This window comes from Paracoccus sp. (in: a-proteobacteria) (genome assembly GCF_030538655.1).
Classification (GTDB): domain Bacteria; phylum Pseudomonadota; class Alphaproteobacteria; order Rhodobacterales; family Rhodobacteraceae; genus Paracoccus.
Window position 1 is genome coordinate 82,997 of the sequence record NZ_JAUNTO010000012.1, and the last position, 20,550, is coordinate 103,546.

Sequence of the window (20,550 nt, forward strand, 5' to 3'; positions counted from 1 at the left end):
TATCCGCACACGCATAAGTCTTTTGAATTTTCAGCGAATGATGCCTATTGGTTGGCGCATAACCGATGAGAGATCGCCATGCCCCTGACCCGCCCTTTGCCGAAATACCTTGTCCAGCGTTATCAGGGCTGGAAAGCCACCGCCTATGCGGAAAACCGGGCATGGTTCCGGCGACTGGCGCATGACGGTCAGCGGCCGCGGGCGATGATTGTGTCGTGCTGCGATTCACGGGTGCATGTCAGCAGCATCTTTGGCGCGGATTCGGGCGAGTTTTTCATCCACCGCAATATCGCCAACCTTGTTCCCGGCTATGCGCCGGATGGGGAACAGCATGGCACATCGGCGGCGGTGGAATATGCGGTGCGCACGCTGCGGGTGGCGCATGTGATCGTGCTGGGGCACACGCAATGCGGCGGTGTTGCCGGGTGTCATGCCATGTGCAGCGGTCATGCGCCTGAACTGGAGGAACGCACCAGCTTTGTCGGGCGCTGGATGGATATTCTGCGCCCCGGCTATGAACGGGTGCGCGACCTGCCCCCCGAACAGCAGGTTGGCGCGCTGGAACAACAGGCGGTGCTGATCTCGGTCGAAAACCTGATGACCTTCCCCTTTGTCCGCGAGGCGGTCGAGCAAGAGGAACTGACCCTGCACGGGCTGGTGCATGATATCGCCGAAGGCGTGCTGTGGCAGGCGGATGAAAAGGGCGAGTTTCATCCGCTGTAAGGGCGCTTACCAGCCGCGCAGCAGGATATTGCCCTCGGGCCAGGTCAGGTCGGTTTGCACCGTCACCTGACGGGTTTCGCCGGGGGCGATGTCGAAGCGCCAGATCAGCACGCCGCGCTTGCCCTCGGGGTCGGTTTCGCTGGGGGTCGGGTCGGCGGACCATGACAGCCGCAGCGATTCCTGTTCCGACACAGGAACCCGATCCACCAGCCGCAGCGGCCACGCCGTGTCGGTCAGGTTTTCCACCCGCAGGATGGCAGTTTCAGTTTCGGTGTTTGACCGCCGGATCAGGCCACTGCTGCCTTCGCTGCGATCCGGCAGGCGGCGTTCGATTTTCAACCCGTCAATCGGGCCAAAGCCCAGATGCAGCCTGTCCCCGGCTGCCAGCAGATCCAGATGCGTCTGCCCGGTCAGCGTGCCGTCGGCAAACAGCGTCGCCGGACCGGGCAGGATCGGTGCGCCGCTGTCATTGACGGCCTCGACGGTCAGATAGGCGCTGCTGTCGTAACGCGGGGCGGCCTCGGCATAGATCTCGGGCGTCGTCAGCGAGGATTGATCCAGCGTCAGGCGCAGCGCATCTGCGCCGTCGCGGATGGTGACGGGGGCAGGCATATCATAGGCGACGGTCAGCCCCAGATCGACCTTGCGCGCGCGATAGCCCATTGCGGCAGGTTCGGGTGCGGCCAGCGCCTCGGGCATGGTCATCTCCATATCCATGCTGCGGCCCATGGGTTGCATCGGTGGTTCGGCCTCGGTGCGGACGATTTCGGGCGCGACCTCGGTTGCCTGGGACTGGCCGCCGGGGCGGGCGGTGGACAGGCGCAGGGCGACATCCGTCCAGTCCTCGCCGGTGGATTGCGACACCAGCGCGCCGCGCACAAGGATCAGGCTGTTGGCCGCGCGGTCCAGCCGCAGGTCATAGACCGGCTGCCACGACGCCTGCGGGCTGTCGTGGCTGATGCGCAGCGTGGCAGGGGTTGCGGTGATCTGCACATCCAGCACCAGCGCCGGGCCGATCAGCGGCGATTCGGTCAGGGTGTTCAGCCGGGCGCGGGCGGCGTCCAGCGCGCGTTGATCGTTGTCACGCCCGGTTTCGGCATCACGGGCGGCGTTTTCGGCCCAGATCGCCTGCCGCCGCACCGTAAGGATCTGCGCCTGCACCGTGCTGGCCAAGGCCGCCACATCGCCCGCCGCAGCGCCTTCGGATTTGGCCAGATCGCGCAGGAAAGCGATGGTGTCCTCGGCCGTCTGCGCCTCGGCCCGGATGGCGGCGGTGGCGGCGTCGCGGTCGCGCAAGGCTTTTTCCAGGCGGTCCACCTCGGCCCTGGCCTCGGTCATGTCCGGGGTTTCGGGGCGGTCGTCCGGGGTGGCGCGGCTGTGTTGCAGGTTGAGCGAAGCGACCGTCGCCCCGTCAGCCTGAATGCGCAGGCTGGCGGCGTCGATGCCTGCGGGCAGACCGGGCAGGATCAACTGATGCTGCCCCGCAGGCGCGTCGATCACCGCCTCGCGCGTGATGGTAGCGCCTTGGGAATGCAGCAAAATATCGCTGATGCGGGCCTGTGCCCGAATCACATCGGCCAGCGCGGGCAGGCTGGTCAGGGCGGTGGTGGCGGCGAAAAGGGCGGCGAGGCGGGTCATGGCTGTTCCTGCATTGGGGTGGGAGCAGGGTTGTCGCGCGCGGCACAGAAAATCAAGCGCCGCGCGCCGCAATTCAGCCTTTGTTCAGCACACGATTGCCCAACAATTCCGCGATCTGCACCATATTCAGCGCCGCGCCCTTGCGCAGATTGTCGCTGACGCACCATAGGTTCAGGCCGTTTTCCACCGTCGAATCCTGCCGGATGCGGCTGACGAAAGTGGCAAATTCTCCAACAGATTCAATGGGAGTGATGTAACCACCGTCTTCGTGCTTGTCGATGACCAGCAGGCCGGGGGCTTCGCGCAGGATGTCGCGGGCTTCGTCTTCGTCCAGAAAATCCTGAAACTCGACGTTGATGGCTTCGGCCTGACCGACGAACACCGGCACGCGCACGCAGGTGACGGCCAGCCGGATTTTCGGATCAAGGATTTTCTTGGTCTCGGCGACGATCTGCCATTCCTCGCGGGTGGCGCCATCCTCCATAAAGTCGCCGATCTGCGGAATGACGTTAAAGGCGATCTGGCGCGGAAACTCTTTTGGTTCAACCTCTTGTCCGGGAACATACAGGCCCTTGGTCTGGTTCCACAGCTCGTCCATGGCCTTGGTTCCGGCGTCGGAAACCGACTGATAGGTGGACAGCACGACGCGGCGGATGCGGGCACGGTCGTGCAGCGGTTTCAGCGCCACGACCAGCTGTGACACCGCACCCAAGGGGCTGGCGATGATGTGCTTTTTCGCAGCGTTTTCAATGGCTGCCGCGTTCACCTCGGGCACGATCAGCGGCACGTCGGGGTCGGTGGACCAGCTGCCCGATCCGTCGATGACGAAACATCCGGCGCGGGCGGCGGCGGGGGCATGGGCGCGCGCGGTTTCGGCGTCGGTGGCGAACAGGGCGATGTCCCAGCCAGAGAAATCGAACCCCTCAATATCACGGCATTTCAAGGTTTTGTCGCCAAAGCCGACCTCGGTTCCGATGGAACGGCGGCTGGCCAGCGCGGTGATCTGATCGACGGGAAATTCCCGTTCGGCCAGAATGTTCAGCATCTCGCGGCCCACATCGCCGGTGGCCCCGGCGACGACGATGTTATAGCCCATCGGTCAGTCCTTTCCTGCAACCTGTTCCACATAGGTGGCGGCGGGCCAGCGCGCAACAGCCGCGCGCGTTGCGCGACACGTGTTGCGTGACCGGAATGTGATCGGCTGCCCGCATGGGCCAGCAATTGCCGGGTTTGGGGCTGCACAACCAATGCACAACCCGTGCACAGGCTGTACACAACCTGTACACAGCCCGCGCGCGCTGAACGGGAGGGATACGCAACAAAAGCGAGTTGGCCCAACCGTGCGGCAAGGCACGCCTGAGTGTCGGTTCGATGGTTCGACGGTTCGGCGGGGTTCAGGCGGGGGGCAGGTGCAGATGCAGGCGCGGATCGGCGGCGGCCAGCCCCTGCACCCAGTTCCGTTCGGCCCCGAAATCATGCGGCACCTGATCGGCACTGCGACGGCCCGACAGGCTTTGGCTGGCAAAGAAATCGAACCCATACAGAGACAGCGCCGACAGATCGGAGCGCAGAGCCAGGTCGATCAGCATCGCGCCGGTGGTCGGCGGTGCGCCCAGCGTTTCGGCAAGGCGTTCGTAATCGGCCAGCGGGTGCAGATAGAATCCGGGACTGTGCGCGGTTTCCCAATCCAGCCGCTTGCGCTTGGGCGACATCCACAGGATGCGGCCGGGGGCCAGCCGGGCGCGATCATCGGCGGGCAGGCTGGTGGCCAGGCCCAGCCAGTCGGTGCGGGTGCCATGGCTGGCGGCATCGGGCATCGGCGCGCGGTTGATGCGCACCACGACATCGGCGGCGTCGATGGCCGTGCCTTGCGCGCCATCGGCCAAGGCGCGGGCATTGCCGACCAACGCCACCGTGCGGCCCTGCAACGGGGCCAGCAGGCTGGCCTGCGACACCGACAGCGCGGCCATCGCCGGTTCGTTGCGCAGGGTGCGGGCCATGTAAAAGCGTAGCGGGGTCATGGAAGCCTTTCTTGTTCCGCCCAGTATAACCGCCGCGTCTTATCGCGCCAGCAATTCGCGATAAACGCCGACGATGGCCGCCGCTTCGTCGCGGATCGCGTGGTTGGCGGTGACATGCGCGCGCGCGGTCTGCCCTGCCGCGGCCCGGCCTGCGTCGTCATCCAGCCAACGGGCCAGCGCGGCAGTCAGTGCCGCCTGATCGTCACGCGCGACCAGCGATCCGGTTTCGCCGTCGCGGATCAGGGTTTCATAGGCCCCCACGCGGCTGGCCACCACCGGAACGGCGCAGGCCATCGCTTCAAGCGGGGTGAGGCCAAAGCCTTCCCACCGGGCGGGGGCGGCGAACAGGTCCAGCGCCTGATAGCTGCGCACCACCTGTTCCCACGGGATTTCCCCCAGAAAGCGGATGCGATCCGACAGGCCCGCCGCCGCGATGCGCCGTTCTAGGTCATCGGCAAAGCCCTGATTGTCGGCGGTGATGCGTCCGGTCAGGATCAGCCGCGCGCGCGGGCGTGCCGGGAACAGGTCCAAGGCCGCATTCACCAGCAGATCGACGCCTTTTTGCGCCCGCACCCGGCCAAAGCAGCCGATCACGATGTCATCCGGCGCAAAGCCCATCTCTGCCCGGATCGCGGCGCGGTCGGGGGCGGGGTGGAACGTGTCCAGATCGACGCCGTGCAGGATCACCGTTGCCGGCCGTTCCAGATAGCTGGCGGCCTGCGGCGATGTGGCGATCAGCGCGTCCTGTTGCCGGATCAGCCAGCGGGTAAAGCCGGTGTGCCGCCTTTGCGCGGCCGATGTGAACAGCAGCCGGAACCGGCGGCGCAGGATATGGCGCAGGATCAGCCCCAGCGCCATTTCCGTATTGCGCCGCGCGTGCCAGACTCGCCAGCCATCACGCGGCAGGCTGGCCGCGCGCAACAGCGGGATATGCGGCAGCTCGGGCGGCAGGCCGGGGCCGGTGGCGGCGATGGCGATCATCTGCGCCTGCACCGGAATCAGCCGCACCACGGTGGCCGTGACCCCCGACAGGCGGCGTTTCAGGTTGGGCGCGATCACAAGCGGGGGGGCGGTCATGGGGCCTCGGGCGTCAGCAGATACAGGGCGGTGGCGATGGCCAGCGGCACGGCGAAGAACAGAAACAGCAGGCCATAGACCTGCGCCGGGTCCATGCCCGCCATGGCGTTATACAGCGGACGCGAGGCGAATTGCATCAGCGCGACACCGGAAATGGAAAACATGTTCAGAAATGTGACCCCTCGGCCCAGCAGATGCGGCGGCAGGAACGGGCGGCCATGCGCCATCAGCAGCACATAGCCCGCCCCGGAAAATCCGATCAGCGTCAGCAGCAGGGTCGAGGGCCAGATCCCGGCAGCGGGGGCGATCCACAGGGCGAACAGGATCGCGGCGGACAAGCCGTTCAGCAGCACGACCGTGCGCCGCAGCGACCCGACCAGTCGCACCATCGGCCCGATCAGGAAATTGCCCACCACCATCGCCAGCCCCATGGCCAGCGTCGCCCGCCCGATCAGGGTGGCGTCGGCGTCATAGACCTCGGTCAGATATGGTCCGGCCCACAGCCCCCGGATGGCGGCGGATGCGGCATAGCCGACCAGCAGCAGCGGCAGCATGAACCACAGCCCGCGCAATTGCAGCACGGCCAGCAGCGAGCCGGGCGGCTGATCCGTCTCGGGCCTGGCCGGATCGCGCAGCAGACACCAGATGGCGGCGGCGGCGATCAGCGTGAGGGCCGCCAGCCCCCACAGGGTTTCGCGCCAGCCCAGCGCCTCGGTCACCCAGACGAGCGGGGCGGCGCCAAGGATATTGCCCAAAGATCCGATGCCGACCACCGCCCCGGTCAGCACGCCAAAGGCGGCGGGCGGAAATTCGCGGGCGATGATGAAATAGGCCCCCATCAGGGCCGGCGCACAGCCCACACCCAGCAGCGCCATGGCGACATGCAGGTGCCACGGCTGGCTGGCCAGCGCAAAGACCGCCGCGCCCGTCGCCCCGCCTGCGGCCAGCAGCACAGCCACCGTCGCGCGGGGGCCGTATTGATCCAGCCCCCGCCCCACCGCAGGCTGCATCAGCGCAAAGGCGATGAACCACATCCCCGATGACAGCGCCAGATCGCCGGGGGCGGCACCCAGCTCGGCTTGCAGCACCGGGGTCAGCACCGCCAGAAACGCGCGGTAGAACTGGCTGAGCATATAGGCAAGGATCAGGCTGAGGATCCCCGGCGACAGAAACGACATGGCGGCTCCGCTTTTTGGGCAGGCTGCGGGATTGGTCGCGTCTGCGCAAGGGGCGGCGTTGCGCCCCAGGCTGCGTATTGGGGCAAACAGCACGCGGGGTTGCCTGATGGGCGTGTTACAGGTTGAACACCCGGTCGGGGTGGACCTGCCCGGCCATATAGCGCCCGATGCACAAGGGGCCGTCGGGACCGGCGACCCAGACGATTTCGCCATAGTCCGCGCCGGTGGTCACGTCGCCGGGGTTGCCGTTGCGGATGCGGGTGGCGCCGGTTTCGGTGGCGCGCAGGCAGGGCAGGTCGGCCAGCGCCGATTGCAGCGGCAGCAGGCGGGTTTCCAGTTCGGATTGGTTGGCGCGGTCGATCAGGTCCAGCGGCACGCCCTGTTCGGCGCGGAAGGGGCCGGACCAGATGCGGCGCAGATGCGCGACATGGCCAAGGCAACCCAGCGTGCGACCCAGATCACGGGCGATGGCGCGGACATAGCCGCCCTTGCCGCAGACCATCTTTAACCGGGCGGTGCCCTCGGTGCTGTCCAGCAGGCGCAGCGATTCGACCCACAGCGGGCGGGCGGCCAGATCGAGGGGCTGCCCGTCGCGCGCAAGATCATAGGCACGGGCGCCATCGACCTTGACGGCGGAAACGGCGGGGGGCACCTGCATGATCTCGCCGGTGAAACCGGGCAGGGCGGCGGTGATGTCGCTGGCGGCGGGGCGTTGGTCCGACTGGCGGGTGATCTGGCCCGATGCATCGTCCGTGTCGGTTTCGCTGCCCCAGTTCACCGTGAAATCATAGGCTTTCAGCGCCTCGGTCAGATAAGGGACGGTTTTCGTTGCCTCGCCCAGCGCAATGGCCAGAACGCCGGTCGCATCCGGGTCCAGCGTGCCCGCGTGGCCAGCCTTTTTCGCATCCAGCGCCCAGCGGACGCGGCTCACCACATCGGTCGATCCGATGCCCGCCGGTTTGTCGACGATCAGCCAGCCGGTGATCTCGCGTCCTTTTTTGCGTGCCATTGCTGCCCCCAAAGCGGAAATGCGGCGGGATAGCTGTGCCTTCAGCCGCCGTCAACAGTCGCGTCAACGAGCCCGATCATCGGGCCAAGCGCGCGGCCCCAGTCGGCGCGGCGCAGGGCGGGGGCATAAAGGCGGCTGATCGAGCCGTCGAAATACAGCGCATTCGGCGTGCCCAGCCCGTCGCGGAACAGCCGCCCGAATTCGTGGAACGTCACCGGGCGGTCAGAAATGGCGAACCATGCCGTCTGGCCATCGGCGGATACGCCCACCCCGTTGCGGATATAGCGGCTGTCGGAATCGACCAGAAAGCGCGGGTGCAAATCGCCCTCGATCACCAGCATCGGGCCGGATTGGCTGGCAAGGCGGCAGGCGGGCGGGCGGGCGGCAAAGGCGCGGCTTTCGATCACCGCGAAGGGTCGGTCGCCGCCGGTGCAGAACACGCCATTCGGGCGCATTCCGAAATTGCCGCCGCCCCCTGCGGTGACGATGGGGGCGCGTTCGGTGCCCTCGATCACCAGCAGGCCGACGGGGCTGTAATCGGCATGATACATGCCTGCGTTCATCGCCCAGCGGATTTGCTGGCCTTGGGGCAGGATTTTCCGCAAATTGGAAAAATTATTCAGCGGCTTGCCGTCCGGCCCATCCTGCCACAGCCGCAGTTGCGGTTCCTGTGCGGCGTCAACCTGACAGACGATATAGCCCTGACCATCATGGGTCATGCGCCCGCAGCCATCGGCCAGCGCGGGCGTGATCGTGGCAATCAGCGCGCCGATGGCGATGCCCAGGCGGCGGCGCAGATCAGCGGTCATTCGTATCCGGGGTGTCGTCGCCATAATCGATCGCATCGCCGTCAAGCTGGGGGTCGTCGGCCTGAACGTCGCGGCGCACACGCGCGTCGGCGAACATGCGGCGGGTGTCGTCCATCCGGTCGAAGGTCTCATCCAGCCGGAACCGCAGTTCGGGGGCGTATTTCAGGTTCATGCCCTTGGCGACCAAATGGCGCAATTCGCGCTGGTTGCGGCGCAGGGCGGCCAGCGCATCCTGTGCGTCATGCCCGCCCAGCGGCAGGACATAGGCCGTCGCCACCTTGAGATCGGGCGAGGCCGATACCTCGCCCACGGTGATCGAGTGGCGGTTCAGGTCGGGATCGTGGACCTCGGCCCGCAAGAGGATGTCGGACAGGGTGCGGCGGATCAGCTCGCCCACGCGGAGCTGACGTTGCGAGGGGCCGGTGCCCTGATGAAAGCGGTTCTGTGCCATGCGTCCCGATGTAGGGGGTCGCGGGGCGCGCCGCAACGGGCTAGGAAGCAGGAAAGCAGGAGGCACGCATGGAAAAACCGGGAATCGTCATCACCGGATGTTCGGGGCGGATGGGGCAGATGCTGGTGCGCGCGGTGATCGAATCGCCGGATGCGCGGCTGAGCGGCGCGCTGGAGCGACCGGGCAGCGCCTGGATCGGCCGCGATCTGGGCGAGGCGATGGGGGGCGCGCCGCTGGGCGTGACCGTCAGCGATGATCCGGTCGAGGTGATCGCGGGCGCGCAGGCGGTGATTGATTTCACCGCACCCGCCGCGACCGTTGCCTTTGCCGAACTGACGGCGCAGGCGCGGGCGGTGCATGTGATCGGCACCACCGGGTTGTCGGACGATGATCTGGCGCTGATCGCCGCCGCCGCGCGTCATGCGCCGGTGATCCGGGCCGGGAATATGTCTTTGGGTGTGAACCTGCTGGTCGGGCTGACCCGCAGGGTGGCCGCCGCGCTGGGCGAGGATTGGGACATCGAGGTGGTCGAGGCGCATCACCGCCACAAGGTTGACGCGCCCTCCGGCACCGCGCTGATGCTGGGCGAGGCCGCGGCCCAGGGTCGCGGCGCGGCTTTGGCTGATCTGCGCGTTCCTGCGCACGAGGGGATCACGGGTGAGCGGCGTGTGGGCAGCATCGGTTTCGCGGCGATCCGGGGCGGCGATGTGGTGGGCGAGCATGACGTGATTTTCGCCGGCGCGGGCGAGCGGGTGGTGCTGCGCCATCTGGCGACGGATCGGGCCATCTTTGCGCGCGGCGCGCTGCGTGCGGCGCTGTGGGGGCAGGACAAGGGGCCAGGGGAATATACTATGGCCGATGTTCTGGGGTTGTAAGAGTGGGGGTTTCACCCCCACACCCCCAGGATATTTTCAGACAGGAGATGCGGTGGGATCGTGTTCCGGGGCAATCGGGTCGCCGTGGTCGCGCACGCCGAAAACCGCGCAATAGAGCGCCGGGACGAAGATCAGCGTAATCAGTGTTCCGGCGATGATGCCGCCCATCATCGCAAAGGCCATCGGTCCCCAGAACACCTGACGCGAGATCGGGATCAGTGCCAGCGAGGCCGCCGCCGCCGTCAGCAGGATCGGGCGGGCGCGGCTGTCCGATGCCAGATAGACCGCATCCCAGCGGTTGCGGCCGCGTTTGATGAGTTCCTGAATCTCATGCACCAGAATGACCGAGTTGCGGATCAGGATGCCGATCAGCGCCAGAATCCCCAGAATGGCGACAAAGCCCATCGGCACGCCAAAGGGCACCAGCACCGCCACCACCCCGATCAGCCCCAGCGGCGCGGCGGCAAAGACGATCAGCGACAGGCGGAAGCTTTGCATCTGGGCCATGACCAGCACGGCCATAATCAGGATCATCACCGGCACGACGGCGGCAATCGGTTCCTGACTTTCGGTCGAGGTTTCAACCGTGCCGCCGATTTCAACGGTGACGTTCGCGGGCAGGGCGGCGGTGAAAGCCTGAATCTGCGGGCGCAGCGCATCCACCAGGGTGGCGGGCTGATCCTTGCTGGCGATGGCGGCCTTGACGGTTGCGGTCGGCAGCCCGTCGCGCTGCATGATAAGCGGCTGTTCGGTGGTCCATGTCAGGCGCACCAGAGAGGCCAGTGGGATGTTCGGGCCGCCGGCTCCCGATGACATCTGCATGTTCTGGATCGCCTCAAGCGAGGTGCGGTCCTGCGCATCGCCGCGCGCCAGCACGTTAATCAGGAAGATGCCGTCGCGGATCTGGGTCACGATGGTGCCGGAAAAGACCGCGGACATCGCCCCGGCAATATCCTGACTGGTGACGCCCAACTGCCGCGCCTTGTCCTGATCCACCTCAAGCCGGACGACGCGGGCCGGTTCGTTCCAGTCCAGTTCAATGTCACGCAGCCTGCTTTCCGAGGCGAGGATGGTGGCCAGATCGCGGGCGGCATCGCGGGCGGCATCAATGTCGGGCGAACTGACACGGTATTGCACCGGCTTGCCCACGGGCGGGCCGATTTCCAGATTCTTGATGAACACGCCGGTGCCGATCAGGTCGCGGGCGGCAATATCCGCCAGCTTGGACTTGAGCCGGTCGCGCGCCGCCAGATCGGGGGTCTGGATCACGATCTGGCCCATATGCGGCCCGGCGGTCGGCACGTCAGCCGATAGCACGAAACGCGGTGCGCCGCGCCCGACGTAAGATGTCCAGAACAGCACGTCCGGGTCATTGGCCAGATGCGATTCCAGCTGATCCATATCGGCGCGGGTCTTGGCGATCGAGGCGTTCTGGCGTTCGTTTATGTCAACGATCACCTCGGTCCGGTCCGAGGTGGGGAAGAACTGCTGTTCGACAAAGCGCATTCCCCAGACTGAAATGGCAAAGATGGCCAGCGTGATGCCGATGGTCAGCCATTTCGCCCGCATCGCGATCAGCAACAGCCGCCGGAAGCCGCGGCGCAGCAGGCCCGCGCGGCCTGCGTGATGATCCATTTTGCGCGGCAGAAAGGCCACGCCCAGCAGTGGCGCGAACAGCACCGCCACAACCCACGAGATCACCAGCGACACGGCGATGACCACGAACAGCGAAAAGGTAAACTCACCCGCCGCCGAGCTGTTCAGCCCGATGGGAATGAAACCCGCGACCGTCACCAGCGTGCCGGTCAGCATCGGAAAGGCAATCGAGGTCCAGGCATAGCTGGCGGCGCGATCCAGACTTTCGCCGATTTCCAGACGGGTTATCATGGTTTCGATGGCGATCATCGCGTCATCGACCAGCAGGCCAAGGGCGATAATTAATGCCCCCAGTGAAATCCGCTGCAAGGTGATGCCATACAGATCCATGACGACAAAGGTGATCGCCAGCACCAGCGGAATCGTCAGTGTCACCACGAAACCGGCGCGGAACCCAAGGCTGATAAAGCTGACGATCAGCACGATGGCCACCGCCTCGGCCAGAGCGGTGATGAAATGGCCGACAGCGTTTTTCACCACGGTGGGCTGATCGGCGAATTTTGCCATCTCGATCCCGATGGGCAGATCGGCGGCGATGCGCGTCATCAGCGCATCCAGATCATGCCCGAAATCCATGATGTTTTCGCCGTCGCGCATCGCCACCTGCAACCCGATGGCGGGCCGGCCATTATAGCGGAACAACTGATCCGGCGGGTCTTGATAGCCGCGGCGGATGGTGGCCACATCCGCCAGATTGAAGAACCGCCCGCCCACACGCAGGTTCACGGCGGCAATCGACGATGCGTCATCGAACTGGCCGCCCACGCGCAGCAGCATCCGTTCCGGCCCGGCCTGAATGACGCCCGAGGGGGCGATGGCATTCTGGCTGGCCAGTGAGGCCATGACCTGTTGCTGGTTCAGACCCAGCGCGGCCAGACGCGCGGTGGAAAATTCAAGGTGAATCACCTCGTCCTGTTCGCCCAGCAATTCGGTTTTGCCCGCAGCGGGCAGGGCGGCGACCTGACGGCGGATGGATTCTACCCGGTCGCGCAATTCGCGCCGGGAAAAGCCGTCGGTGGTAAAGGCATAGATATTGCCGAACACGTCACCAAAACTGTCGTTGAACTGGAAACCGGCGAATTCCTGCGGGAAATCGGGCCGGATGTCAGACATCATGGAACGGACCCGCTTCCACACCTCGGGCACCTGAGCACCCCGGATGGTGGACAGCAATTCGACGTAAACCACCGCCTGACCGGGCATGGTGACCGAGCGGGTGAATTTCAGCTCGTCCAGTTCTTCCAGCTTTTTTTCGATGCGGGTGGTGACCTGAAGCAGAGTTTCTTCGGTGCTGGCACCGGGCAGGGATGCGCCGATCACCATGACCTTGACGGTGAAATTCGGGTCTTCCTCGCGCCCGAGGTTGATATAGCTGATCGTCCCCGCGATCATCGACACGATCAGCAGGAACCAGACGAACGACCTGTGATGCAAGGCCCAGTCGGACAGGTTGAAGCCCTTCATGGATCAACCCTCGGCCCGACGGCCTGACCTTCGGTCAGGGAATAGACGCCGCGTGTCACGATTTCGTCGCCAGCAGCCAGACCGCCGGTGACAAGCACCCGCCCTTCCAGTCGGGGGCCGGTCTGAACCGGGGTCAGATGCACGGTTGCCGTGTCGGCATCGGGGCGGCTGATCCGCCAGACAAGAGTTTCGTTGCCGCGTCGCACGATGGCCGTATCCGGCAGGGTCAGCACCTCGCCCGAGGCGGTGCCCATCCGCACCCGGATCAGCGCCCCCAGCCGGAAAGCGTCGCCGTTTTCCAGCGACAGGTGGATACGCCGGGTGCGGGTGGCGCTGTCGGTCATCGGCTCGATCCGGTCGATGCGGGCGCGGGTTTCCAGTGGCGGCGTGCTGTCCTGAAAGGCGATGAACAGGCTGTCACGGGGCAATGAGGCTGCCAGCGCCTCGGGCAGATCGACCACGGCTTCGCGCCCATCCTCGGCCGACAGGCGCAGGATCGGGGTGCCGGCGGTGACGATGGCGCCGGGGTTTTCATAGACGCCGCTGATAACACCGCTGAACGGGGCGGTGATCTGGGCGAACCCTTCGGCGTCGCGGGCGCGCACCAGTTCAGACCGCGCCTGATCGGCCGCAGCCTGTGCCGCGGCCAGCGCCTGTTCCGCCTGTTCCAGTTGCGCGCGCGAGGCGACATTGCGCCGGGCCAGTTCGCGGGTGCGTTGTTCGGTGGCCTTTTGCGTGGCCAACTGCACCTCGGCGGCATCGACGCTGGCCTGGGCGGCGCGGACGTCGCCGGTCAGATCCTCGGGGTCGAGCCGGGCCAGTTCCTGCCCCTCGGCCACGTGATCGCCCAGATCGACGCTGCGCGAAATCAGGCGGCCAAGGGTCTGAAAGGCCAGATTCACCTCGGTATGGGCGGAAATCACGCCGGGAACGGATCGCTGGCGCTGATCGGTGTCGGCCAGAATTTCGCTGACCACCGGGCGCGGCTTTGCCTGCGATTCGGCGGCGTTTCCCCGCATCCAGGGCAGGGACGACAGATCGAACGCGACGGCAGGTCCGGCCAGCATGACAGCCAGCATCAGCTGTGGCAGTATCCCCCCCCCGCGCGCCATCATCGCAGGCCCCCGCCTGCGTCGATGACCGGGCGGCCCGGATACATCATCTGCGATCCCGCGCCGACCACGGTTTCGCCGGGGGTCAATCCCTGGGCCACGATGACGGAACTGTTCAGAAACCGCGCGATGGTGATCGGGCGCAGGTTGACGCGGCTGTCGGCCCCCACGACCCAGACGGCGGGGCTTTGCCCCTGACGGGCCAGCGCCGTCCACGGAATCCTGATGCCCGCCCCTTCGGAATAGGTCATGCTGCCATAGACGGCGGTGCCCAGCAGGTCGGCATCAGCCGGGGCATCGTCGATCCGCACCCGCATTTCCACCGCCCCCGTCGCCGGGTTCACCAGCGGCGAGATTTCGGCCACCTGCCCGGTCAGTTGCGGCATGTCCACGTCGATCAGGTCCAGCGTGACGGTGCTGCCGACGGAATCGTTCAGATGCGGTGCGTCGGGCACCTGAAACACCGCCTCGAAACTGGTCAGGCTGGACAGGCCGATGACCGGCTGCGCGGCGCCGACGATCTGTCCGGGTTCGGCTGCGCGCAGGGTGACGACGCCATCGGCGGGTGCGCGCAGCACGGTATCCTCGACCGCGCGGCGGGCCTGATCGACGGCGGTGCTGGCGCGTTCGACCGCACCTTCGGCCTGCGACAGCGCCTGCCGCGCCTGATCGGCGGCGGCGCGGGTGCCGACACCGCGCGCCAGCATCGCATCGGCCCGGCGCGAGGCCGCCGCCGTCTGTTCCTGCGCCGCCTGCGCCGAGGTCAGCGCCGCCGTGGCAACCTGCAACGCCTGATCCTGCTGCAACGGGTCGGTGCGTGCCAGCGGATCACCGACGGAGACCTGATCGCCTTCGCTGACCATGACCTCGGCCACGCGCCCGCCAAGGCGAAAGCCCAGCGACATGTTATCCTTGGCCTCGATCGTGCCGGTTACGGCAAAACCGGCATTTTGCAGCGTGGGTGTGATGGACACGAATTCAACGCCCAGCGCCCGCCCTTCCGCCCCGACCGGAGAGCCGTGGCCGGTCAGCGACAACAGGCAGAAAACAAGGGCAGCGCGGCATAATTCGAACATCCGGTTCTTTTGCGTGATTCGCCCGTTTTTGGGAAGCCGTCTTGTGGAATTCCGGTTTCCGGTGACGTGGCGTCCGAATTAACTTTTATTGATATTTCCTTGAGTTCGGACAAGGCGGGTCACGGTTTGGTCGTGCCGCCCATCTCGATCAGGCGCTGAATCAGCGGATGCACGGCAGGGCCAAGCCGGTCGCAGGCCGAAGGTTCGTCCAGCAAGGCGAAGGCGGGGCCGTAAAATTTCCGCTCATACGTGGTCGGGTCCAGTCCCAGCAGGGCGGCCAGCTGATTGCCGGTGCCGTTAATCAGCGCCCATTCCCCGTTGCTGATCGCATGGCCGGGGCAGTTGGCGGTGATGACATCCGCCTGTGCCACTTCTCGGGTCAGCGATTCGGCCTGTGCGCGGGACAATGATGACAGGTCGGGCAGCGTGACCTGCACCCGGTCCTGCGCGCGCGCAAGCTGCGCCCCGGCCAGAACAGCCCCGATCAGCACCACAACCACCATAATCATATCCCAAAGTCGCATCGACTGCCCTGGCATCCTGTTTTCAGTCGCGCGCATCGGGCCTGATCGGGATGCAAATCTCAACCAAATTCGGCGTGAACTTGACCCCGCCGGGCACCGGGTCTAGGCGGGTTTGAACCCAACAGGAGGCCGTGATGACACAGACATATAACCTGCTGATTCTGCCGGGCGACGGCATCGGCCCCGAGGTGATGGACCAGGTGGTCCGGGTGATCGGCTGGTTCCGTGACAATCGCGGGCTGGATTTCCGCGTCGAACATGATCTGGTCGGCGGGGCTGCCTATGATGCCCATGGCGTGCCGCTGTCGGATGAGACGATGGCGCGTGCGCAGGCTGCCGATGCGGTGCTGCTGGGCGCGGTCGGCGGGCCGAAATACGATGTGCTGGATTTCAGCGTCAAACCCGAACGCGGCCTTTTGCGGTTGCGCAAGGAAATGGACCTTTACGCCAACCTGCGCCCGGCGCAGTGCTTTGACGCGCTTGCGGATTTTTCCTCGCTGAAACGCGAGGTGGTGGCAGGTCTGGACATCCTGATCGTGCGCGAACTGACCTCGGGCGTTTATTTCGGCGAGCCGCGCGGTATTCATCTCGACGACAACAACCCTGAAAACGAGGGCGGGCGCGTCGGTATCAACACCCAGCGTTACACCAGCGGCGAGATCCGGCGCGTGGCGCGGTCGGCCTTTGAGCTGGCGCGGCGGCGCGGCAACAAGGTCTGTTCGATGGAAAAGGCCAATGTGATGGAATCGGGCATTCTGTGGCGCGAAGAAGTCCAGTGGGTCCATGATAACGAATATCCCGATGTGGAACTGTCGCATATGTATGCGGACAACGGCGCGATGCAGCTGGTCCGCAACCCGCGTCAATTCGATGTGATCGTGACCGACAACCTGTTCGGCGACATTCTGTCGGATGCGGCGGCGATGCTGACCGGCAGCCTTGGGATGCTGCCCTCGGCCAGCCTTGGCGCGCCGATGGCAAATGGTCGCCCCAAGGCGCTGTATGAACCCGTCCACGGCTCGGCCCCCGATATCGCCGGGCAGGGCAAGGCCAACCCCATCGCCTGCATCCTGTCCTTTGCGATGGCGCTGCGTTATTCCTTCGATCAGGGGCAGGCCGCCGACGATCTGGAAGCCGCCGTGCAGCGTGTGCTGGCCAAGGGCGTGCGCACCGCCGACCTGATGGGGCCAAAGGGCGGCATGGCTGTGTCCACCGCCGGCATGGGCGACGAGATTCTGGCCGAACTGTCGGCCGGGGCCTGATTTTGATCCCCGTCAGGCCGGTCAAAGCGGCGCAATCCCCTGCGCCGCCACTTTCCCCATCGACCGGATCACACCGCTTTCCTGCCTGACCCCCCTTGCAATCCCCGCCGGGCCGCGCTACCTGCCCCGTCACGGTCGGAGCGTAGCGCAGCCTGGTAGCGCACCTGCTTCGGGAGCAGGGGGTCGGAGGTTCGAATCCTCTCGCTCCGACCAGTTTTGGCGTTGGAAAGAGGCAGATGGTTTTGCCTTCTTCGCCAGAAGGATTGCCTCGACCTTCTGCTGTATATTGCCACGATTTCCACGCTTCTTCCCTTGCGGCAGGGATGCTGACGTATTTAAACCGGCGATGACGCCTCTTGGCTGTGGATTGCCGCTGAGACCTTTCTTAAGCGGCCATGATGTTTCCTCTAGAATGGCGCATGGCAGCCACGTCGGCCGGTTGATCGCGCATCATCCAGTTCGAAAGCGCGTTGGAGTATCGAAGGCGGTTGGCCTCAGTCAGATTGCAAAGCATTTGAGCTGCAAATAGGCCCGAAAGGGCAACACGTCGTGGGGTGATGCTGACTCGGGTATCTGCTAAAACGGGCACTACTTCGCCGCATTTCAGCGCATACAGCACGAATACGCAGAATTTATGCGCTTACAGCAAGCGATCCTCTGGATATAACGCGGTTTAATCTGGATCGTGATCGCCTTCTGTGGAGAGCATATGATTCCTCTGCCATTCCATCGCTCGGAATATGCCGAGCGCCTGCAAAATGTCCGCGCAGAAATGGCGCGGCGAGACTTGCAGTTGCTTATCATCAACGATGTGGCGAACCAGCACTACCTCACAGGCTATGACGGCTGGTCCTTCTATACACCTCAGCTGGTCGCGGTGCCGATCGAAGACAATCAGGACCCCGTTTGGATTGGTCGTGCGATGGATGCGGTTGGGGGTCGGTTGACGGCATGGATGCAACCCGAGAATATCGTGGGCTTTCCAGAAGATTATGTCCAGCGCGCAGACTGCCACCCCATGGACTGGATCGCTGCACATCTGGCCGAGCGGGGCTGGGGGAAACGTCGGGTTGGGATCGAGCTTGAGGCATATTTCTTTTCGCCCAAGGCGCATTCCAGGCTGATAGCCGGGCTGCCCGACGCCACTTTCGTGGACGCAGATCTGCTGGTGAACTGGGTCCGTGCGATCAAATCCGAAGCGGAAATTAATTATCTGCGCAAGGGGGCAAGACTAGCGGAAGGCGCTGTGCGCGCCGCCTACGAAATTATCGAACCAGGTGTGCGCGAATGCGATGCCATCGCCCATATTCAGGCGGCCCAGATCGCGGGGCACGCAGATTTTGCCGGTGACATAACTGCGCTGCCCCCGACCATACTTGGCGGAGAAAATGCCTCGGCCCCGCATATCATGTGGAGTGACCGGCGCTTTGGCGCAAACGAAACCGTAGCATTGGAGCTTGCGGGTGTGTGCCGCCGCTATACATCCGGTCTGGCACGAACGCTGCAATTGGGGCCGAAACCCGCAAAAGTGGCCGAGGTTGAAAAAGCCGTGCTGGAGGGGATGGAAGCCGTGCTGGAGGCCGCACGCCCCGGTGTCACCGCCGAGGGCGTTGAGCAGCAGTGGCGCAACGTTATTGCCCGCTACGGTCTTAAGAAAGAATCCCGTATTGGCTATTCGATCGGCCTTGCGTATCCCCCTGATTGGGGTGAGCATACGATCAGCCTGCGTGCGGGAGACAAAACCGTGCTCGAACCGGGAAACGTCGTTCACTCAATTCTTGGTATGTGGATGGACGGATGGGGAATCGAGGTCAGCGAAACCATTCTGATCACAGAAGCGGGGAATGAAACCCTGACAAACTTCTCGCGCGAGATTTTCGTCAAATGAAAATCCAACCTGATATCATTACACGGATGGTGGCCTTGCGCCGCCATCTGCATCAATACCCCGAACTTTCGGGACAAGAGTTCGAAACGCAGGCTTATTTGCTGCAACAAATTGTAGCTGAGGGGATCACAGGTGCGCAGGTGGCGGCTGATACGGGTATCGTCGTCGATATTATCGGAAATGTTCCCGGATCGAATCGCTGCGTAGCTGTCAGGGCCGATATTGATGCTCTGCCGATCACAGAGGATACCGGGCTGGAGTTCGCCTCAGTTCGACCAGGGATCATGCACGCCTGCGGTCATGATGTCCACACGGCCATGGTGTTCGGTGCCATGCTTGCGCTTCACCGTCGGCGCGACTTTTTTTCAGGCAGCGTGCGGTTCATCTTTCAGCCCGCCGAGGAAGCTGCGCCCACAGGTGCGCCGCGCATTATCGCCGAGGGCTGGTTAGACAGCGTTGACAGCGCCATAGGCCTGCATGTTGACCCTTATCTGGACAGCGGTCTGATCGCAGTAGGGGCTGGTCCTTATACACTTGCTTGCGACGATTTCGACCTGGTGATCCATGCAGCGCAAACACATGCCGCAAAGCCGCATGAGGGGATAGACGGTATCAGCGTCGGATGCTCGGTCGTAAATGAGCTACAGCGGCTTGTTTCGCGCGAGACTGGCCCATTCGATCCACTCGTGCTTTCGATCACAAAGTTCAATGCCGGTAGGTCGTATAATATTCTGCCATCAACGGTCGAAATCGGTGGAACCCTGCGCAGCGGTTGTCCCGAAAGCCGCATTCGCGGCCAAAGGCGTTTGGCCGAGATTGCGCAGGGAGTTGCCGCCGTTCATGGCGCGCAGGCAGAGCTTCGCATGGTTCCGGGGGAACCTCCGGTCATTAATGATCCCGGCATGGTTGATATGTTTCGCGATGCCATCACCAACGCTTTAGGAAGCGGCGTTCTGGTCAACGCTCCGGGCTGGGAAGCCGCCGACGACTTCGGCTTCTTCTCGGAAAAGGTGCCGTCCGTCTATTATCGTCTTGGGGTGAGACAAGTTGGCGTAGAGGCATTTCCACTTCACCACCCCAAAATGATGATCGACGAAGCCGCGATGACCATTGGCCTGCAAAGCATCACCGCAGCGGCGGTAGTCGCCCTGAGCGGGGAGGGCTGAATATATTTTTATGTCAGCATTGATTTTATGTTGGTGTTTTGCTGTGCCGTATGGTTGGGGGGTATTTTGGTAATGGAAATATATCGCGGTGGGGGGCGGATGTGTGATACCTCAGTGGCAATAGTGATGTAACGGCTTCCATCGGACGCTTGCATTAGCTTGCGTCAGAGTAAGCGTCGATGGTGTCGTGGATTTTTGCGGAATGGATGGTGTTAAATTTTTGTGATTTGCATCCCCTCGCCGGAGATCATGACGCCTGAGGCGTTGTCCTAGACCGTAAACTCATAAACTGACTTGCATGATCTGGGATGGATTGCTTCAAGGCTTTTGAAGGAGCCTTCGATGACGCATCGCAGATTTGAGCTTACCGATTTGGAATGGGATGTCATCGAGCCATTATTGCTGAACAAGGTGCGCGGTGTGCCGCGAGTGGATGATCGGCGTGTGATCAACGGGATATTGTGGCGCTTTCGCACGGGCAGCCCATGGGCGGATGTTATCGGTCATCAAAACCTGCAGTAAGCCGGGATTATCTGGGATCAGCCGATCAGAGGTGAAAAGGCCAAGGATTACCGAGCCTTGAGGGGCGAGGGTTGGTTGATCGGGCGCGGGCGCAAGTGT

Annotated in this window: 17 protein-coding genes, 1 tRNA gene and 1 pseudogene; 7 read left to right on the plus strand and 12 right to left on the minus strand. The window is 64.2% G+C overall.

The window, feature by feature from the left end:
- Positions 1 to 78: 78 nt before the first annotated feature.
- A complete protein-coding gene (locus Q4G22_RS09825) occupies positions 79 to 723 on the plus strand; it encodes a carbonic anhydrase (protein ID WP_303385729.1) in 645 nt (214 codons plus the stop codon).
- Positions 724 to 729: 6 nt separating this feature from the next.
- Here the strand turns inward: Q4G22_RS09825 and Q4G22_RS09830 are convergent, their stop codons facing one another.
- The 8 genes from Q4G22_RS09830 to rbfA all read right to left on the minus strand — a co-directional run bounded on the left by Q4G22_RS09830 (position 730) and on the right by rbfA (position 8,906).
- A complete protein-coding gene (locus Q4G22_RS09830) occupies positions 730 to 2,361 on the minus strand; it encodes a DUF4139 domain-containing protein (RefSeq protein WP_303385730.1) in 1,632 nt (543 codons plus the stop codon).
- A 73-nt stretch (positions 2,362 to 2,434) separates the two neighbouring features.
- The gene (locus tag Q4G22_RS09835; protein ID WP_303385731.1) at positions 2,435 to 3,457 is read right to left on the minus strand and encodes an aspartate-semialdehyde dehydrogenase; all 1,023 of its coding nucleotides are present in this window, start codon (positions 3,455 to 3,457) and stop codon (positions 2,435 to 2,437) included.
- A 298-nt stretch (positions 3,458 to 3,755) separates the two neighbouring features.
- Positions 3,756 to 4,382, minus strand: coding sequence for a glycosyltransferase family 29 protein (locus tag Q4G22_RS09840; protein WP_303385732.1), 627 nt, complete (start codon positions 4,380 to 4,382; stop codon positions 3,756 to 3,758).
- A 39-nt stretch (positions 4,383 to 4,421) separates the two neighbouring features.
- Positions 4,422 to 5,459 carry a glycosyltransferase family 4 protein gene (locus tag Q4G22_RS09845; RefSeq protein WP_303385733.1) on the minus strand — a complete coding sequence of 346 codons (1,038 nt, stop codon included), beginning with the start codon at positions 5,457 to 5,459 and terminating at the stop codon, positions 4,422 to 4,424.
- A complete protein-coding gene (locus Q4G22_RS09850) occupies positions 5,456 to 6,628 on the minus strand; it encodes an MFS transporter (protein WP_303385755.1) in 1,173 nt (390 codons plus the stop codon). Before Q4G22_RS09850 ends, Q4G22_RS09845 begins: the two co-directional genes overlap by 4 nt.
- Before the next feature lie 124 nt (positions 6,629 to 6,752).
- Positions 6,753 to 7,646, minus strand: a complete 894-nt coding sequence (gene truB / locus Q4G22_RS09855) for a tRNA pseudouridine(55) synthase TruB (RefSeq protein WP_303385734.1) — start codon at positions 7,644 to 7,646, stop codon at positions 6,753 to 6,755.
- A 41-nt stretch (positions 7,647 to 7,687) separates the two neighbouring features.
- Entirely contained in the window at positions 7,688 to 8,455 is a 768-nt protein-coding gene (locus Q4G22_RS09860; RefSeq protein WP_303385735.1) for a phosphodiester glycosidase family protein, read from the minus strand.
- The gene (gene rbfA / locus Q4G22_RS09865) at positions 8,445 to 8,906 is read right to left on the minus strand and encodes a 30S ribosome-binding factor RbfA (RefSeq protein ID WP_303385736.1); all 462 of its coding nucleotides are present in this window, start codon (positions 8,904 to 8,906) and stop codon (positions 8,445 to 8,447) included. The genes Q4G22_RS09860 and rbfA overlap by 11 nt, the downstream gene beginning before the upstream one ends.
- Before the next feature lie 68 nt (positions 8,907 to 8,974).
- Here rbfA and dapB point away from each other — a divergent pair, with 68 nt between their 5' ends.
- Complete coding sequence (dapB, locus tag Q4G22_RS09870; RefSeq protein WP_303385737.1) at positions 8,975 to 9,781, plus strand: 4-hydroxy-tetrahydrodipicolinate reductase; 807 nt, start codon at positions 8,975 to 8,977, stop codon at positions 9,779 to 9,781.
- Between the two features lie 36 nt (positions 9,782 to 9,817).
- Here the strand turns inward: dapB and Q4G22_RS09875 are convergent, their stop codons facing one another.
- The 4 genes from Q4G22_RS09875 to Q4G22_RS09890 form a co-directional block, all read right to left on the minus strand.
- The gene (locus Q4G22_RS09875; protein WP_303385738.1) at positions 9,818 to 12,901 is read right to left on the minus strand and encodes an efflux RND transporter permease subunit; all 3,084 of its coding nucleotides are present in this window, start codon (positions 12,899 to 12,901) and stop codon (positions 9,818 to 9,820) included.
- Complete coding sequence (locus tag Q4G22_RS09880; protein WP_303385739.1) at positions 12,898 to 13,980, minus strand: efflux RND transporter periplasmic adaptor subunit; 1,083 nt, start codon at positions 13,978 to 13,980, stop codon at positions 12,898 to 12,900. The genes Q4G22_RS09875 and Q4G22_RS09880 overlap by 4 nt, the downstream gene beginning before the upstream one ends.
- A 32-nt stretch (positions 13,981 to 14,012) precedes the next feature.
- Positions 14,013 to 15,089 carry an efflux RND transporter periplasmic adaptor subunit gene (locus Q4G22_RS09885; RefSeq protein ID WP_303385740.1) on the minus strand — a complete coding sequence of 359 codons (1,077 nt, stop codon included), beginning with the start codon at positions 15,087 to 15,089 and terminating at the stop codon, positions 14,013 to 14,015.
- Positions 15,090 to 15,208: 119 nt separating this feature from the next.
- Positions 15,209 to 15,613 (minus strand): hypothetical protein, encoded by a 405-nt coding sequence (locus tag Q4G22_RS09890; RefSeq protein ID WP_303385741.1) that lies wholly within the window; start codon positions 15,611 to 15,613, stop codon positions 15,209 to 15,211.
- 134 nt (positions 15,614 to 15,747) lie between these two features.
- On the opposite strand from Q4G22_RS09890, the gene leuB reads away from it, so the two are divergent.
- The 5 genes and pseudogenes from leuB to Q4G22_RS09915 all read left to right on the plus strand — a co-directional run.
- On the plus strand, positions 15,748 to 16,875 hold the full coding sequence (gene leuB, locus Q4G22_RS09895) for a 3-isopropylmalate dehydrogenase (RefSeq protein ID WP_303385742.1): 1,128 nt from the start codon (positions 15,748 to 15,750) through the stop codon (positions 16,873 to 16,875).
- A 136-nt stretch (positions 16,876 to 17,011) separates the two neighbouring features.
- Positions 17,012 to 17,088, plus strand: a tRNA-Pro gene (locus tag Q4G22_RS09900).
- A 496-nt stretch (positions 17,089 to 17,584) separates the two neighbouring features.
- Positions 17,585 to 18,763 (plus strand): M24 family metallopeptidase, encoded by a 1,179-nt coding sequence (locus Q4G22_RS09905; protein ID WP_303385743.1) that lies wholly within the window; start codon positions 17,585 to 17,587, stop codon positions 18,761 to 18,763.
- The gene (locus tag Q4G22_RS09910) at positions 18,760 to 19,929 is read left to right on the plus strand and encodes a M20 family metallopeptidase (protein ID WP_303385744.1); all 1,170 of its coding nucleotides are present in this window, start codon (positions 18,760 to 18,762) and stop codon (positions 19,927 to 19,929) included. Before Q4G22_RS09905 ends, Q4G22_RS09910 begins: the two co-directional genes overlap by 4 nt.
- A 342-nt stretch (positions 19,930 to 20,271) precedes the next feature.
- Positions 20,272 to 20,427 (plus strand): annotated as a pseudogene (locus Q4G22_RS09915) (transposase); the annotation flags it as partial.
- Positions 20,428 to 20,550: the final 123 nt, after the last annotated feature.

Coding starts and splice junctions, on each gene's coding strand:
- Q4G22_RS09835 (WP_303385731.1), bottom strand. CDS start 3,457: ATGGGCTATAACATCGTCGTCGCCGGGGCCACCGGCGATGTGGGCCGC.
- leuB (WP_303385742.1), top strand. CDS start 15,748: ATGACACAGACATATAACCTGCTGATTCTGCCGGGCGACGGCATCGGC.
- truB (WP_303385734.1), bottom strand. CDS start 7,646: ATGGCACGCAAAAAAGGACGCGAGATCACCGGCTGGCTGATCGTCGAC.
- Q4G22_RS09905 (WP_303385743.1), top strand. CDS start 17,585: ATGATTCCTCTGCCATTCCATCGCTCGGAATATGCCGAGCGCCTGCAA.
- Q4G22_RS09910 (WP_303385744.1), top strand. CDS start 18,760: ATGAAAATCCAACCTGATATCATTACACGGATGGTGGCCTTGCGCCGC.
- dapB (WP_303385737.1), top strand. CDS start 8,975: ATGGAAAAACCGGGAATCGTCATCACCGGATGTTCGGGGCGGATGGGG.
- Q4G22_RS09880 (WP_303385739.1), bottom strand. CDS start 13,980: ATGCTGGCTGTCATGCTGGCCGGACCTGCCGTCGCGTTCGATCTGTCG.
- Q4G22_RS09830 (WP_303385730.1), bottom strand. CDS start 2,361: ATGACCCGCCTCGCCGCCCTTTTCGCCGCCACCACCGCCCTGACCAGC.
- Q4G22_RS09860 (WP_303385735.1), bottom strand. CDS start 8,455: ATGACCGCTGATCTGCGCCGCCGCCTGGGCATCGCCATCGGCGCGCTG.
- Q4G22_RS09840 (WP_303385732.1), bottom strand. CDS start 4,382: ATGACCCCGCTACGCTTTTACATGGCCCGCACCCTGCGCAACGAACCG.
- Q4G22_RS09885 (WP_303385740.1), bottom strand. CDS start 15,089: ATGTTCGAATTATGCCGCGCTGCCCTTGTTTTCTGCCTGTTGTCGCTG.
- rbfA (WP_303385736.1), bottom strand. CDS start 8,906: ATGGCACAGAACCGCTTTCATCAGGGCACCGGCCCCTCGCAACGTCAG.
- Q4G22_RS09825 (WP_303385729.1), top strand. CDS start 79: ATGCCCCTGACCCGCCCTTTGCCGAAATACCTTGTCCAGCGTTATCAG.
- Q4G22_RS09890 (WP_303385741.1), bottom strand. CDS start 15,613: ATGCGACTTTGGGATATGATTATGGTGGTTGTGGTGCTGATCGGGGCT.
- Q4G22_RS09845 (WP_303385733.1), bottom strand. CDS start 5,459: ATGACCGCCCCCCCGCTTGTGATCGCGCCCAACCTGAAACGCCGCCTG.
- Q4G22_RS09875 (WP_303385738.1), bottom strand. CDS start 12,901: ATGAAGGGCTTCAACCTGTCCGACTGGGCCTTGCATCACAGGTCGTTC.